Source organism: Terriglobus albidus (assembly GCF_008000815.1).
Lineage (GTDB): Bacteria > Acidobacteriota > Terriglobia > Terriglobales > Acidobacteriaceae > Terriglobus > Terriglobus albidus_A.
In genome coordinates this window covers 5260502-5275585 of sequence record NZ_CP042806.1, presented here as the reverse complement: position 1 = coordinate 5275585, position 15084 = coordinate 5260502, and the positions used below count along the sequence as shown (strand labels likewise).

Annotated in this window: 7 protein-coding genes and 1 pseudogene; 6 read left to right on the top strand and 2 right to left on the bottom strand. The window is 57.8% G+C overall.

Annotation, left to right across the window (positions count from 1 at the left end; translation table 11 throughout):
- Positions 1 to 539 precede the first annotated feature (539 nt).
- Positions 540 to 2081, bottom strand: a complete 1542-nt coding sequence (locus FTW19_RS21180) for a CoA-acylating methylmalonate-semialdehyde dehydrogenase (protein WP_147649540.1) — start codon at positions 2079 to 2081, stop codon at positions 540 to 542.
- Between the two features lie 116 nt (positions 2082 to 2197).
- Here FTW19_RS21180 and FTW19_RS21175 point away from each other — a divergent pair, with 116 nt between their 5' ends.
- From FTW19_RS21175 to FTW19_RS21165, 3 genes are all read left to right on the top strand, one after another.
- Positions 2198 to 4594 carry a tetratricopeptide repeat protein gene (locus tag FTW19_RS21175; protein ID WP_147649539.1) on the top strand — a complete coding sequence of 799 codons (2397 nt, stop codon included), beginning with the start codon at positions 2198 to 2200 and terminating at the stop codon, positions 4592 to 4594.
- A 409-nt stretch (positions 4595 to 5003) separates the two neighbouring features.
- Positions 5004 to 6089, top strand: a complete 1086-nt coding sequence (locus tag FTW19_RS21170; protein WP_147649538.1) for a PAS domain-containing sensor histidine kinase — start codon at positions 5004 to 5006, stop codon at positions 6087 to 6089.
- Positions 6082 to 6735: a response regulator gene (locus tag FTW19_RS21165; protein ID WP_147649537.1), complete on the top strand. Its 654-nt coding sequence runs from the start codon at positions 6082 to 6084 to the stop codon at positions 6733 to 6735. Before FTW19_RS21170 ends, FTW19_RS21165 begins: the two co-directional genes overlap by 8 nt.
- A 339-nt stretch (positions 6736 to 7074) precedes the next feature.
- On the opposite strand, the gene FTW19_RS21160 is transcribed toward FTW19_RS21165, so the two are convergent.
- Positions 7075 to 8538: an amidohydrolase family protein gene (locus tag FTW19_RS21160; RefSeq protein ID WP_147649536.1), complete on the bottom strand. Its 1464-nt coding sequence runs from the start codon at positions 8536 to 8538 to the stop codon at positions 7075 to 7077.
- A 213-nt stretch (positions 8539 to 8751) separates the two neighbouring features.
- Between FTW19_RS21160 and FTW19_RS26495 the strand changes: the two are divergent.
- The 3 genes and pseudogenes from FTW19_RS26495 to FTW19_RS21145 form a co-directional block, all read left to right on the top strand.
- A pseudogene (locus tag FTW19_RS26495) lies at positions 8752 to 9078 on the top strand (carboxypeptidase-like regulatory domain-containing protein); the annotation flags it as partial.
- A 3283-nt stretch (positions 9079 to 12361) separates the two neighbouring features.
- The gene (locus tag FTW19_RS21150; protein ID WP_147649534.1) at positions 12362 to 13387 is read left to right on the top strand and encodes an acetamidase/formamidase family protein; all 1026 of its coding nucleotides are present in this window, start codon (positions 12362 to 12364) and stop codon (positions 13385 to 13387) included.
- A gap of 328 nt (positions 13388 to 13715) precedes the next feature.
- Positions 13716 to 14624 (top strand): universal stress protein, encoded by a 909-nt coding sequence (locus FTW19_RS21145; RefSeq protein ID WP_147649533.1) that lies wholly within the window; start codon positions 13716 to 13718, stop codon positions 14622 to 14624.
- The last annotated feature ends 460 nt before the right edge of the window (positions 14625 to 15084 follow it).

The window sequence follows — 15084 nt, the reverse complement described above, 5'->3', positions numbered from 1 at the left end:
CGGACCCCAGCGAACTTGTTCGCTGGGTGATTAGCGAAGGACCTGCTTGGTCCATTCTTCGCCGAAAGCGAAGAATGGTATCGCGCCTCGCGCGATTGTTTTGCTTAAGGGGACGGCTTCAGCCGTCCCGCACAAGGTCGTACAAAGACTGCGGCTTTAGCCGCTGAGGTCAAATTCATCCACGCGGAAGTACAACCTCGGGCTCCAACTTTTGTCATTTCGTAGCGCTAGCGGAGAAATCTGCTTTTCAAAATACGAAGCCCTCAGCGGCTAAAGCCGCCATCTCTTACTGGCAGGGATGGGACGGCTGAAGCCGTCCCCTTAAGCAAGGCATTCGCACCTGCGGTGCGAAATGGTTGCGCCGCGCGCAACAGTTGCAGTTTCTCTGGTTAAGCTATGCGGGAAAGAGATATAGCTCCAGAAGAGAGGGGCTTTAACCGTGGGCTTTTCCTGATGGCCAGGAAAGCCCAGAGCTAAAGCCCATCGTTTTATATCCTTCATAGCAGCAGACTCAAACCGCTGCTCCCACCCAATATCCACTACCCCAACGTAGGCATCTTCGTATCCACACCCTCGCGAATGCCCGTTGGCCACCGTGCCGTAATGGTCTTCAGCCGCGTATAGAAACGAACCCCTTCCATGCCATAGATTGCATGGTCGCCAAACAGAGACCGCTTCCATCCACCGAAGCTGTGGAAGGCCATCGGCACCGGGATCGGAATATTGATGCCCACCATGCCGGCCTGTACCGAGCGTGCAAACTCGCGAGCCGTGTCGCCATCGCGCGTGAAGATGGAGGCGCCGTTGCCGAACTCGTGTTCGTTGATCAGCTCCAGCGCTGTCTTGAAGTTGCTGGCGCGGACCAGTCCCAGCACCGGCCCGAAGATCTCATCCTTATAGATATTCATCTCCGGCTTCACATGGTCGAAGATGGTAGCTCCCATGAAGAAGCCTTCGCCCTTGGGCAGCGCGCTCTTCCGTCCATCCACGACCAGCTCGGCGCCTTCCTGCGTTCCTGTATCGAGATATCCGCTGACCCGCTCAAGATGAGTCTTGGTAACGAGCGGCCCCATGTCGGCGTCACGGTCGGTACCGGGAAGGACCTTGAGCTTTTCGATGCGTTCGATGACCTTGTCCCGCAGGATGTCGGCAGTCTCATGGCCGACCGTGACGGCAATCGAGATAGCCATGCAGCGCTCACCGGCAGATCCATAGGCTGCGCCCACCAGGGCATCGGCCGCCTGATCCATATCGGCGTCGGGCATGACGATCATGTGGTTTTTCGCTCCGCCCAGAGCCTGAACGCGCTTTCCGTGCGAGGTTCCCTTGGTGTAGACGTACTGTGCGATCGGGGTCGATCCAACAAAGCTGATCGCTTTGACGTCAGGATGCTCCAGTAATCCGTCGACGGACTCCTTATCCCCATGCAGCACGTTGAATACACCGTCCGGAAGTCCAGCTTCCTTGAGGAGTTGGGCAATCAGGATGGAAGCGCTGGGATCGCGCTCACTCGGCTTCAGGACGAAGGTATTTCCGCATGCCAGTGCAATGGGAAACATCCACATAGGAACCATCGCGGGAAAGTTGAAGGGAGTAATGCCGGCGACCACACCGAGCGGCTGCCGCATCGACCAGCTATCCACATCGGAGCCCACCATCTCAGAGAACTCGCCCTTGATCAGGTGTGGAATGCCGGTGGCGAACTCGATCACTTCCATGCCGCGGGTCGCCTCGCCTTTGGCGTCCGAAAGCACCTTCCCATGCTCCGAGGTAATGATCTCGGCAAACCGGTCCATATTCTTCTCGAAGAGCTCGCGGAAGCGGAAGAGCACGCGTGCCCGCCGCAGCGGGGGCTGTGCGGACCAGCCAGGGAAGGCCTCCCGTGCTGCAGCAACGGCTGCTTCCAGCTCCTGCCGGTTAGCCAGCGGAACTTTGGCTTGCACGTGGCCGGTAGCCGGGTTATACACGTCGCCGAAACGGCCGGATGTCCCTGCCCGCTCTGCTCCGCCAATCCAATGTGTGATCTCGCGCAGCCTTGTTGAGGCGGCTGTATGATCGGGTGCGATCGCTGTGGATGCCATTGCTGAACCTCGATTCGTCGGGGAAAGCATACCCCTTTGACGTGTGCAGCCACCATACAAATTTCTATGCAGAATAGTCAAACGGCAATGCATAATACGCAATAGAGTGAATACTGGTGAATCCACGATCCTTCTTCCGGTTTGAGCACTCACGATGGCGAATCGCCGCTGCAGTGCTCGCCCTGCTGGCGGGCGCCACTGGAATTCTGCTGCACCGCGCAATCTCTTCCCGCGACGATCAGCACTATGCCAACGGGTATGCGCCTCCGCAGAGCTGTAACCGCTGTCATGCCAGGATTGCCGAGACATATAAGCAGACCGGCATGGGACGGTCATTCCATCGGGTCTCTCCGCAGACCGAAACTGCTGACTTCAAAACTCGGAATACCATCACGCATGAACCCTCTGGAAAGCGCTACGAGATGGTGCAGCAGGACGGCGCGCTCTATCTGCGGAGAAGCGTGCTCAATCAGGATTCGGCGCAGGAGATTGAGAGCTATGTCCAGAGCATGGACTACGCGATCGGCTCCGGAAACCATGCCCGTACCTATCTTCATCGCACAACGGATGGCAAGCTCATCGAGCTGCCGGTGAGCTGGTACACCGAACTGGGTGGCTACTGGGCGATGAGTCCCGGCTACGATCAGGCCACACAGATGGATGTCCATCGTGCCATCGGGAAAGATTGCATGTTCTGCCACAATGGCTATCCATCGTCAGACCCCGGCAGCGGAAGTCTGTCCGATGGAGCCACCTTCGCTGAGCAGCTTCCGGAGGGGATCGACTGCCAGCGCTGTCATGGTCCCGGGGCAGCACATGTCAAGGCAGCCAGCGCCTGGTTCCCGAATAAAGAGAAGGTACGCGCCACCATTGTGAATCCGGCGCACCTGCCGCGTGAGCGCCAGATGGATGTCTGCCGTCAGTGTCACCTGGAAACGACGAGCCTTCCATTGCCGAACTCGGTCCGTCGTTATGACCGCGCGGCATACTCATTCAAACCCGGAGAGCCGCTTCAGGACTTCGAGATCGCCTTCGACCACGCGCCTGGCTCCGCGTTGAAGGACCGGTTTGAAGTGGCTCATCAGGCATACCGGCTGCAAAAGTCGAAGTGCTATCTGAAGAGCGACATGACCTGCATCACTTGCCATAACCCTCACCGGCCGCAGCGTGGAGAAGCCGGAGCCGCACAATATCGCGCCGTCTGCCAGGGATGCCATCAGGCCGAGCATCCCAGGCTCGCGGCAACAACGGTGACTCGCGACTCTGACTGCCTTGGCTGCCATATGTGGAAGCGTCGGACCGAAGATGCCGTTCATGTTGTGATGACCGACCATTTCATCCAGCGGTTTAAGCCGAAGGATGATCTGCTGGCGCCTATCCAGGAGACGATTCCAGCCTACCAGGGCGAGGTCGTTGCGTATGATCCGCGGCTGTTATCGGAGATGCCAGAAGGGAACCTGTACTACGCAGTCGCTCAGGTTGCGGCAGGGTCCAATCTTAAGCAAGGAATTTCTCTGTTGCAGCGCGCCCTGGAAGAGCAGAAGCCTCAACACGCCGGCTTCTACTTTGCCCTGGCGGCAGCCCAGGCAAGGGCGGGGAACGACGCTGAAGCGATTAACTGGTATGAGCAGGCAATCAAACAGCCCGATCACACATCGGCAATGCTGCGGGAGCAGGCGGCGGCGCTCGCTCGGTTGCATCAGCTACCGCAAGCGTTGCAGGTTGCAGGGAAGGCTGTTGCTGCAGCTCCGAACGACGCTGTCGCATACACGACGTTGGGAAACATCCAGCTTCAGTTAGGGAACGTGCAGCAGGCCCAACAAGCGCTCGAGCGTGCGCTGTCACTGGACCCTGAGATGGCCGACGCACAAAACCTGATGGGGCTGACCTTCACACGGCTTTCCAAACCGGACGATGCGGCACGCAACTTTCGTAGAGCGTTGCAGATCGACCCTGGCTTGACCGAGGCAAGGATCAATCTCGCGGTGCTGCTCGCGGACCAGGGCGATATGGAGAAGGCGGAAGCAGCCATGCAATCGCTGCTGCGCACGAACCCGGAGTCTGCGGATCTCCATCATCGTTATGCCCTCGTGCTCGCCTCGAACAAGCAGTGGGTGAAGGCGATGGAGCAGATGCAGCAGGCCATTCATATCGATCCACGCTCCGCGGCTCTTTATGCAGACCTTGGAGATATCTCTGTTGCTGCCGGAAAGATCGATGCTGCAGTCTCGCAGTATCGTCAGGCGATCGCGCTCGACTCCGGCCAGCTGAAGGCGCATCTAGAGCTTGCATCCATCCTCATGGCGCAGAACAAGCCCGCCGCCGCGGAAGAGGAGTATCGATCTGCCGCAGCGGCTAGTCCGCAAAACGGAGAGGTTCATCTCGCGCTCGCCGATCTCGCACTTCGCAGAGGCTCGACGGTAGAAGCCAGGCAACAGCTCGAACTGGCGCTAAAGAGTGACGATCCATCCGCCCGGCAGACGGCGTACCGTTTGCTCTCAGGGCAACGGTGAGAACTCGGAAGAACAGCTGGATACGAATTACAGGAATGTGATATATCAGATGTTAATCGGTCAATTTTTCCAGGAACGCACTCGCTGAGCGTTACCGCCTGGGCAGTTGTATCGGCGGTCTTCGTTTCTATTTCGAACAATTTCTAGGCGCTCGTTGCGATGGGAACGATCCGGGCAAACATCATCGATGCCCAGGGGAGAGCTACATCCGTATCGCAATTTATTTCGAGATGCTAAAGAACCTGATCCCTGCTCCTCACTGGCCGCCCTGCCGGCTGCGAGACTCAGAGACACTCACTGAGCCAGAGGAGCAAATCTCCATCGTGGATCTACCGTAAGAGGACTCGCTGGGGTCCTCCAACATATTGAAAACACGCATCACCCTGATCCTGACTTCCGAGAGGGCAGCATGAGTGAGTGTGATTGGTTGTATCTGGCGGAACATGTATCTCCAGTCTTTGAGGCAACGACGACGGGCGCACACCTGAGAGCTTTGTTTGAAGACAGTCCCGTAGCGATCGTTGCCCTCGACGCTCGGCATGACTTTGTCATGTGCAACCGTGCGTTCCACACGCTCTTTCAGTTCTCGACGGAGGAACTGCACGCAACCACGTTGGACGAGCTCATCACCGGGCCTGATACGACCGAGGATGCGCAGGCCTTGAGCATGGCCGTTCTGCGCGGGGAAAAGGTCCACACGGTCGCGCAGCGCCGGCGCAAGGACGGCATGATGGTCGACGTCGAGATCTATGGCATTCCCCTGATCGTCGACGGGGTGCTCGAAGGTGTCTACGGCCTGTATCAGGACATCACAGAGCGTAATCGCGCCGAGAATGCGGTGCGGCGGATGGCAAACACCATCGACACGCTGCAGTTGGAAGAGCGCCGGAGAATCGCACGCGATCTGCATGACTCCATGTCGCAGGAGCTGGCGGTTCTGAACTGGAATTTGACGCTGCTCAAGGGGATGACAGCAAACGCCGATCCTGTTCTCCGCGATATGGTCGCGCAGACGAAGGAGATTGCATTGCAGTGCTCGTCGCGCATTCGGACGGCATCGTACCTGCTGCATCCTCCTCTTCTTGGCGAAGAGGGCCTTTACCCGGTGATCGAACGTCTCTCGAAAGAGTTTGAGGTGCGAAGCGGAATCGCGGTCGACCTCAACCTTCAGTTTGATCTCGGCCGATTCTCAGATGAGGCGGAGATTACTGTTTTTCGCGTGGTGCAGGAGGCACTGGCGAACGTCCTTCGCCACTCTGGCAGCCCCATTGTGCATATCACTCTGGCAAGAATCGGTGAGTCCCTGATTCTCACTGTCTTCGACGAGGGCAAACGATATCACTGTGAGGTCAATGGGACTCTTCCCGCCGGCGTTGGTTTGAGCAGCATGAGCGAGCGGCTGGAACAGCTCGGCGGCTCCCTGCGTCTGGAACGCAGTACGAACGGCACGACCTTGATTGCATCATTGCCTGCGGAGGCACGAACCAATGGATAACCTGCGGATCCTGATTGCGGACGATCATGAACTCATTCGTCGCGGTGTGCGGAATCTTCTGGCGGCACGGGAAGGGTGGAACGTGATCGCTGAAGCCTCCAATGGCCTCGAGGCGGCAGAGAAGATCGAGCAACTGCAGCCCGACGTTGCTATTGTGGATTTCTCCATGCCGCTCTTGGATGGTTCGGCAGTAGCGTCACGATCGACGCAGTGTTCTCCGAAGACCTCCGTCATCGTGTTGACGATGCATGACTCTGAACGCATTGCATATCAAGTGCTGCAATCGGGAGCGAAGGGCTTTGTTTTGAAATCCGATGCAGACCACAATCTGATCGAAGCTGTCAGCGCTGTATCAAGAAGTGAGCACTTCTTCACCAAGACCGCAACTAATCTTCTGATGCGGGGCATTCTGGGCAAGAACGGAACGGAGAAGACGTCCGCAAAAACAGAGCCTTCTCTCTCCGCGCGTGAAGAGCAGGTGCTATGTCTGCTTGCCGAAGGCACAACAAGTAAAGAGGCCGCAGCCAGGCTCGGCATCAGCGTACGTACGGTGGAATCACACCGCATCCGCATTAATCGGAAACTCGGTCTGGACTCCATCGCCGACCTGGTGCGTTACGCCATTAGACATGGGTATGCTTCTTAGGGCGCGCTGCTATCTGAGCTGTCATCCTGAACAAATGGAGTTCCCGGCCAGCTTTGCTGGTTGGGTTAGAGAAGTGAAGGACCTGCTTTGTTGCCCCATTCTTCGCGTAGCGAAGGGTGGGGTTTAGCGTGGGGTATCGCGCTACGCGCGACCGCCTTTTTTGTCATCCCGCAGGGATCTGCTTTTTGCCTCTTGGAAGATTTCTTGACTCCGCTCCGAAATGACAACAAAAAGACGGATCGAGCTTGCGCTCGATACTCCCACATAGGCTCCGCGTATGTGGGGCACCCGGTATATGGGCAATCCGAATCTGTCGTTATCCCTCCAATACAGACCGCGTCAGTACTGCCCGTAACGGCCTTTGACTGATTCCAGAAGCTTGGCCGAGTCATACGCCGTGCCGTCCTTCAATACGATCTCGACGTTCTCGATATCGGTGATGTTCTTTGAAGGATCTCCCTTGACGATCACGAGGTCCGCATCTTTCCCCGCCTCAATCGATCCAATGCGTTCGCTCTCACCCAGGTAGATCGCGCCGTTTAGCGTAGCGATTCTGACGGCTTCAATCGGGGTGAAGTGGTCGTCATTCACCAGCAGTTCCACCTCATGCTGATCTCCAAAGCCGGGCAGTGTCGCTCCATTGCCGGTCGGATCAAGCCCGGCCATCAGAAATCCACCGGCCTCGACAAACTTGTGTTCCAGCGCCGTCGCGTTCTTATAGTTCTGTACCTGACGCCGCGTGAGCTCGGTCTCGGGCGCGGTACTGCGACGATCGCGCCCGTACATATATGCCTCCAGTGCCTGCGGCGTGAGTGTCGCCAATGCCTTTGGCCGAAGAGTGGGTTTACCAGGAAGTCCGGCTTCGAATACCGGAAGCGTGCTTGTGATTGCTACATGATGGGCGACGAGTAGCTTGATCAACTCCGCTGCTTCTGGGCTTTCAGGCGTCATCTTCGCAAGAGTGGCCGCACCCGTCTCCCGCGAACAGGTGTCAGGCTTCTTCTCCGGATCGAGCTGGGTATTCACAAAGAATCCATGCTCCAGATTGTCGATACCGAGCTCCGCGGCCTCCGGATAGCTGATAGAGCACAGATGTCCCGTAACCTTCAGGTGCAGGGAATGCGCTGTCTCGATCGCTGCCTGCAGCTCCGCGCGCGTGATGTGCATATACGCTTTGAAGTTATTTGCGCCCTGATTCGCCCAGAACCTCACAAACTCTCTGGCATCTTCAGGACCAGTGAGCGTATGCATCTGCATGAAGATGTCGCTCACGCCCTGCAGGTAGGGTGCAGTCGGCTCTACGTGAGGGCCGATCATGCGTCCGCTGTCGATCAGCTTGCGGAGGTTGATATCCGCAAACGGCTCCACGGAGCCCGCCGTCCGGATCGTTGTAACGCCATTCGCCAGGTACATGCGCGGTGCGGAGAAGGTCATTTGCGGCAGCAATGTAGGCCCCTCCGATCCCTGTGCATCGGTGTTCGGCCGCTGCAGGTAGTAAATGTGATCGTGCATTCCGACCAGGCCTGGAAGCACGGTGTATCCCGTCAGGTCGAAGACCTCCGCATTTGCAGGGACACTCACCGATGTCCCGATGGCTGCGATCTTCGTCCCTTCGATCACAACGGTCTGGTCATCCTTCACGGCTGCGCCTGTGCCATCGATTACGCGTACGTGCTCCAGCACCTTGGTCGCGGAGTTCTTTCCGTAGAGGTATCTCGACGTGTCCACCGCGGTAGCTGGACGTTGTGACAACGCGGATAGAGTCAGAAAGACAAATGATGCTGATACTACGAACGTACGCATGAGGACGAGAGAGCTCCGTACCGTATAGGTGTTGCCACACTCTAACAAAAATGGCGCGGCCTATCCTGTTCGCACCTCGTGAAACAGTCGATTGTTTCCGGTGTTACGTAGAACTACGGAGCATTCACGCGCCATTTTTCCGTAATTAACCGAATTTCAAAACGGCAATTGTTTCCGCACAATCAAAGCACCCAACGAAAAAGAGGTTCTTCGATGAACTGGAAAAACTCCCTCAGGGGTGCTCTCCTTAGTGTCGCTGCAGGACTGTTGCTTACCCAGGCATGTGTGTCGCAAACGTCAACTACCGGAGCCATTCGTGGTACGGTCACTGATCCGACCGGTGCGGTAATTCCGAATGCCACCGTGACCGTAACGTCGAACGCGACCTCGCAGGTGCGCTCGGTAAAGACCGATGGCGATGGACAATTTGCTGTCGGCCTGCTGCCGCCGGAGACCTACAAGGTCAGCATCACTGCGCCCGGTTTTAAGACACAGGTCGTTCCTCCCATCGCGGTGATTGTGACGGAGACGGCTCGTGCTGATGCTCAGATGGTCGCCGGCAGTGAAGGAGAGACGGTAGAGGTCAGCACAACTCCGGCTCCCCTGCAGGTCGAGAATGCCACTCTGGGAACCGTCGTCGACGGCACGACGATCCGCGAAGTGCCTCTTACCAATCGGAACTACACGCAGGTGTTGACGATGTCCGCCGGAGTAGCCGGAGACGTCAACAATGCCGCGACGCTGGGCAAGGGCACGCAGGATGTCTACGTGAACGGCGCCAGCAGCATCAGCAACAACTTCCATATGGATGGCGCCGACATCAACAACTTCGGCTCCGGCCGCGCCGGTGACTTCGTGCAGCAGGCCGGAATCGCCGTCCCGAACCCTGACTCGCTGCAGGAGTTCAAGATCCAGACGACGAACTATGATGCGGGCTTCGGACGCGATGCCGGCGCGAACGTCGACGTCATTACTAAATCGGGCAGCAACACTCTGCATGGATCGGCATGGGAGTTTCTTCGCAACGATGTCTTGAACGCGAACGACACCTTTCTGAAGATGAACGGCCAGAAGCGCGCGGTCATGAAGCAGAACCAGTTCGGTGGCACGCTCGGCGGCCCCATCCTCAAGGACAAGCTCTTTATCTTCGGTTCCTATCAGGGCACGCGGCAGGTGAACGGTCTCAGCGCCGGCTCGCTGGTTACCAACACACTCTTTCCGCTGACCAACGATCGCACCGCAGGCGCCGTCGGACGTGCTGCATGTCCCAATGGAAATGCGCGCTGGCATCCCTTCAACGGCGGCAACTACAGCAATACGGGTTCGCAGACGGAAGTTGCCTGCGATGGCAGCAACATCAACCCGGTGGCGCTGAACCTGCTGAATCAGAAGATCGCGAACGGCACCTATCTGATTCCGACGCCGCAGCGCATGTCGACCGATGCCAACGGAAATCCCGTAGGCTTTTCCACCTTCAGCCTGCCCTCTCACTACAGTGAAGATCAGTTCATGGTGAACACCGACTATGTCCTGTCAGAAAAGCACACCCTTGCAGAACGCTACTTCTACTCGAACCAGCCCCAGGACAAGCCCTTCAGCAGCACCTCGAATACTCCCGGCAACGGCGTGACGCCAAAGTTCAACAGCCAGGTTGCGGTGCTCAAGCTTACCTCTGCGTTGAACGCGCACCTGCTCAACGAGGGGCTCATCGGTTATGTCCGCAATACCGGCAATCTGCAGACACAGGCGAACCTGCGCTTCGACCAGATCGGAATGACAGCTCCCAGCGATCCGGCATATCCGCTGACGCCGATCATGTCCGTCACGGGTTACTTCAGCCTGGGCGGTGTGAACAACGACGTCTCCATGTCTGCGGTCAACACTTTCGAGATCAGCGACCAGATCAACTGGACGCATGGGAAACAGAGTATTCGTGCCGGTTTCCTCGGTGAAAAGAACCAGTTCAACTTCGACGATCCAAACAATAAGCGTGGAGCTTTGAGCTTCCAGACCTTTCAGGACTTCGTCCTCGGTCTCAGTGCGGCACAGAATCACAGCTCTTACAGCAATGTGAACTCCAGCAGCAGCCAGCAGGGCAGCTACTACAAGGGCTACCGCGGCACCAGCATGGCGATGTTCCTGCAGGACGACATCAAGCTGGCATCGAACCTTACCGTCAATGCCGGTCTCCGCTGGGAGATCAACAGCGGTGTCAGCACCAACAAGGGTGTCCTGACCAGTTTCTGGCCGTCCCTGGTGACACCCTTCCGGCCGGTTCCCGTGGGTGGAACCTATCAGGGCTTTGTCGTGCCGGCTAATTCTTCCGCCAATCCTCCAGCAGGAGTGAAGCGTCTTGGAAGTATGAGCCTGGGAGAGAACGACCTGCCCCTGCATAACTTCGGTCCCCGTGTCGGCTTTGCCTGGCAGCCCCTGGGCGCCAGCTCGTCGACCGTAGTTCGCGGTGGCTACGGAGTCTTCTACACCCTGCCAAATGCGAACTCGGTGCTGCAGACACTGGGAAATCAGCCTTTCGTCAGCTCCTCCGGAACTATCAGCGGCACGGCAAATGCTACCGCGACCTTCCAGACACCGTTCACGACAGTGCTGACCCCTGGTATCTGGCGCCCGCTCATGCCGTACTCGTCAACCAACACCAGTGGTTTGCCGGTAACGGCAGTTGCCCAGAACATCGACTCGCCCTTCGTGCAGCAGTACAACCTCGACGTACAGAAGGAGCTCCCGAAGCGCCTGGTAGGCGAAGTCGGCTATGTCGGTACGCGTGGCACTCGTCTTGCTGAATCGCGTGCAATCAACCGTGCCTATCTCGCCAGCCCCAGCAACCCGATCAACGGCGTCACAACAAACTCGCTTGACTCAGCAAACATTGCTGCCCGCGTTCCGTATCAGGGTGTTGCCCCCGGAGGCCTGAACCGGATTGAGACCTACGGCACCTCGATGTATCACAGCCTCCAAACCACGCTCCGTCGCCAGGTCAGCAAGGGTGTGTATGTTCAGGCTGCCTACACCTGGAGCAAAGTGATGACGACCGTGACCGGCGGCGACGGCGATAACGGAGTCTTTTCCGGCGGCAGCGGCAACAGCAACGATCCCAACAATCGCTACGCGCGTTATGGTCTTGCAGGCTATGACCGCACCCATCGCCTGGTGGTGACCTACTCCTGGCAGATTCCGGGATGGAAGAATGGCGGCAGCTTCGCACGTGTGGCGACCAGCGGCTGGAAGTTCTCCGGCGTCTCTACCTTCCAATCCGGCAAGCCGCTCACCTTTACCGACACCCGTAACGGCACGGCGTATCGCACCGCGAGCCGCGCTCAGTTCATCGCCGGAAAAGGAAATAACGACGTCCTCAATAACCAGGGAGGCACTATGCTGAACCGGGTGAAGACCAACACCTATCTGAATACGGGCCTGAATGGCAGCGCGGCGCAACCGTGGGCCGTTGCTCCGGCGGTTCCGTATAGCGTGAAGGTCGGCGGTGTGGATGCGACAGAATACGGTAATAGTGGAATCGGTATCGTCCGCGGTCCAGGGAATGACAACTGGGATATGACCCTCTCGAAGGAGACCAGGGTTGGCGGCCTGCATGAGGACGGCACGCTGGTCTTCCGGACAGAGTTCTTCAACGCCTGGAACCATCCGCAGTATGCGAATCCTTCCACCACGGTCGGCGCCGCGAGCTACTCTCAGATCACGGCCTCTGCAGTGGCTCCGCGTTTGATCCAGTTCGCATTGAAGTATCAGTTCTAACCAACACCTCTTCCTGGAAGGGAAGAGGTGTTTCTAACGCAGGTCAGGAGATGCAATGCGCAGGTGTACGTCGTTGGCAGCAATCGTTCCTTTGGCTTTTCTTCCGGCGTTCGGTCAGCAGCCTGTGGTCGTGAAGGCCACCTCGAAGACCGTCTCGTGGGGTTACTACGGCAGCATGCATCCTGCCGCGACCGTTCATAGCGGAGATACCGTCGTGATGCAGACCCTCTCCACTTGCGGTCCGGCCGACAGGCTGATTGCCCGCGGCGTCAAGCGCGAAGATATTCCTGCCTACAACGATGAGGTCTATCAGAACTATCCGGCGGCCGAGAAAGGACCGGGTGGCCACATCCTTACCGGGCCCGTAGAGATTGCAGAGGCAGAGCCGGGCGATGTCCTCGAAGTGCAGATCCTGAAGGTGGATATCGATGCGAACTTCGCCTGCAACGGCTTCGGTCTGCACCGCGGCTTCCTGCCGATGGAGTTCCCCTACAGCCGCAACCGGATCATTCCGCTGGATCGCGAGAAGATGATCGGTCACTTCGCCCCTGGCATCGACATCCCGCTTCATCCGTTCTTCGGAAGCATGGGAGTCGCCGGATCGGCCGGAAAGGTCGGCAGCACCGAACCGTTTGCCCACGCGGGCAACATGGATAACAAGGAACTCGTAGCCGGGACCACCCTCTATATTCCCGTCGCGGCCAAGGGAGCCATGTTCGAAGCAGGCGACGGCCACGCAGGCCAGGGAAACGGTGAGGTCGATATCACCGCAATGGAGACTTTCCTGACCGGGACCTTCCGGTTCGTTGTTCATAAGAAGGAGCAGCTGAACTGGCCACGTGCGGAAACGCCAACCCACTACATCACGATGGGTTTCAGCCCCGACCTGAAAGAAGCTACAGAGCACGCCCTGCGCGACATGATCGACTTTCTGGTCGAGGAAAAGCATATGAAGCGTGACGATGCCTACATGCTCTCCAGCGTTGCTGTCGATCTCGACATCACCGAACTGGTCGACGGAAACGTGGGAGTCCACGCAATGTGTCCTAAGAACATCTTTACCGACTCCGAAAAAAAGTAGCGGCTGAGGAATGATTTAAAACCGGTTGGGAGAGGTGGCTTCGGTCCACCGTAGTTAGCTCTAACAAGAAATGGGCTTTAGCCCTGGGCCTTTTCTGACGGACTGAGAAGGCCCAGGGCTAAAGCCCGATTCTATTAAGGCGTGTAGACCGTGGGCTGAAGCCTACCTCGCCTACCGATTCGAGCTTTGCTCCAGTGTTCCACTCGGGTTCCCATGAATGGGTACCCGGCACTAGATTCACCACGCTAGTTTTGCAGCTCATAAGTGACGGGCGTCACCGCAGAATTTATCCTCATTCCACACCATAAGGGCAGGAGGTTCCTCTGCCATGGCCACTATGATCCTCGACTCAGCCCACCTGGAGACAACTCCCGTCTCATTTCGCCGAATACTCGTGACGACTGACTTTTCGGCACAGGCGCATATGGCCCTGGTGGATGCCGTACGGTTGGCCACGCTGTTCGCCGGGGAGATCTTTGTGCTGCATGCGTTACCGTCCATGGAGGTGCGGTATGGCGACGTCCTCGGAATGGAAGCACGGCAGGCGGCTATGGCAGCGGCTCAAACGGCGATGGCGCGGGAGGTCGAATCGATTCCCGATCTCGCCCGCATTCCATGTATGACGCGTGTCGAAGAAGGGCCGCTCGATCTGCAGGTCGAACAGGTGGTGCGGTCGCATCATGTCGATCTGGTGGTTGCAGGCTCGCGGGGAGCGCAGGGGCTGGATAAGCTGCTGTTCGGCTCCTCAGCGGAATCTCTTATTCGCCGGGCGCCATGCCCCGTGTTGATTGTTGGTCCCAACGCCAGGCGAGTCGATTCACTGCAGTCGATCCTGTTCGCAGCGGATCTTGAGCTCGGTTCGTTGCGAGCCGCACAGTATGCCGCCGCTCTGGGGAAGACGATGCAGGCGACGCTTACCGTGATGCATGTTGTGAATCGTGTCGGTCCGCCTCAGCGGGAGCTTCGCAAAGATTTGGAAGAGCGTTTGATGCATCTTCTGCCTCGCGATGCCGCTATGTACTTCAAGGCACACGTGCAAGTGGATCATGGCCAGGCGGCGCCGCGCATTCTTCGAGCGGCAAACCTGGGCGGCACCGAACTCATCTTAACCGGATGTCGGCATAACGGCGCCCTCGGAGATCACGCAGCCTGGCGCACATTGAGCAAGCTGATTCACGATGCGGAGTGCCCGATCCTTGTCGTCAATGGACGCCTGGGAGAAGGGGCTCCGGCGTAAGGGGCCGTGACCTCCATCGAGGTCTGTGACCTCCATCGAGGTCTCTGTGACCTCCATCGAGGTCTGTGACCTCCATCACTGCCTCTGCCGGCAACTGCTGTAACGCTCTCATGGAGAGGAGGAGACCATGCTGAAATGCGCGATTCCCGGGTGTGACGCTCAGGAGAAGTTCCTGCAGTCTGGCACTCTACAAATTGTTGATACGGCCAAAGAAGAGCGGATGACAAAAAAGATGATCTGGTTCTGTAGTGCTTGCACACCGAAGTATGTGGTTCAGTGCTGGCGTCCTACTGGGGAACAGGTGCAGCCCCGCATAGAGATATCGGAATATGTGATGCCGGAGCACATACCATCACAGCACACGCCCTGGTATTGGCAACCGGCACCAGCGAACAACAGAACTCCCCGGGTAGCTGCTGAAAGCCGGCATCCACGGGAGAATGCATCGAATGCAATAGAA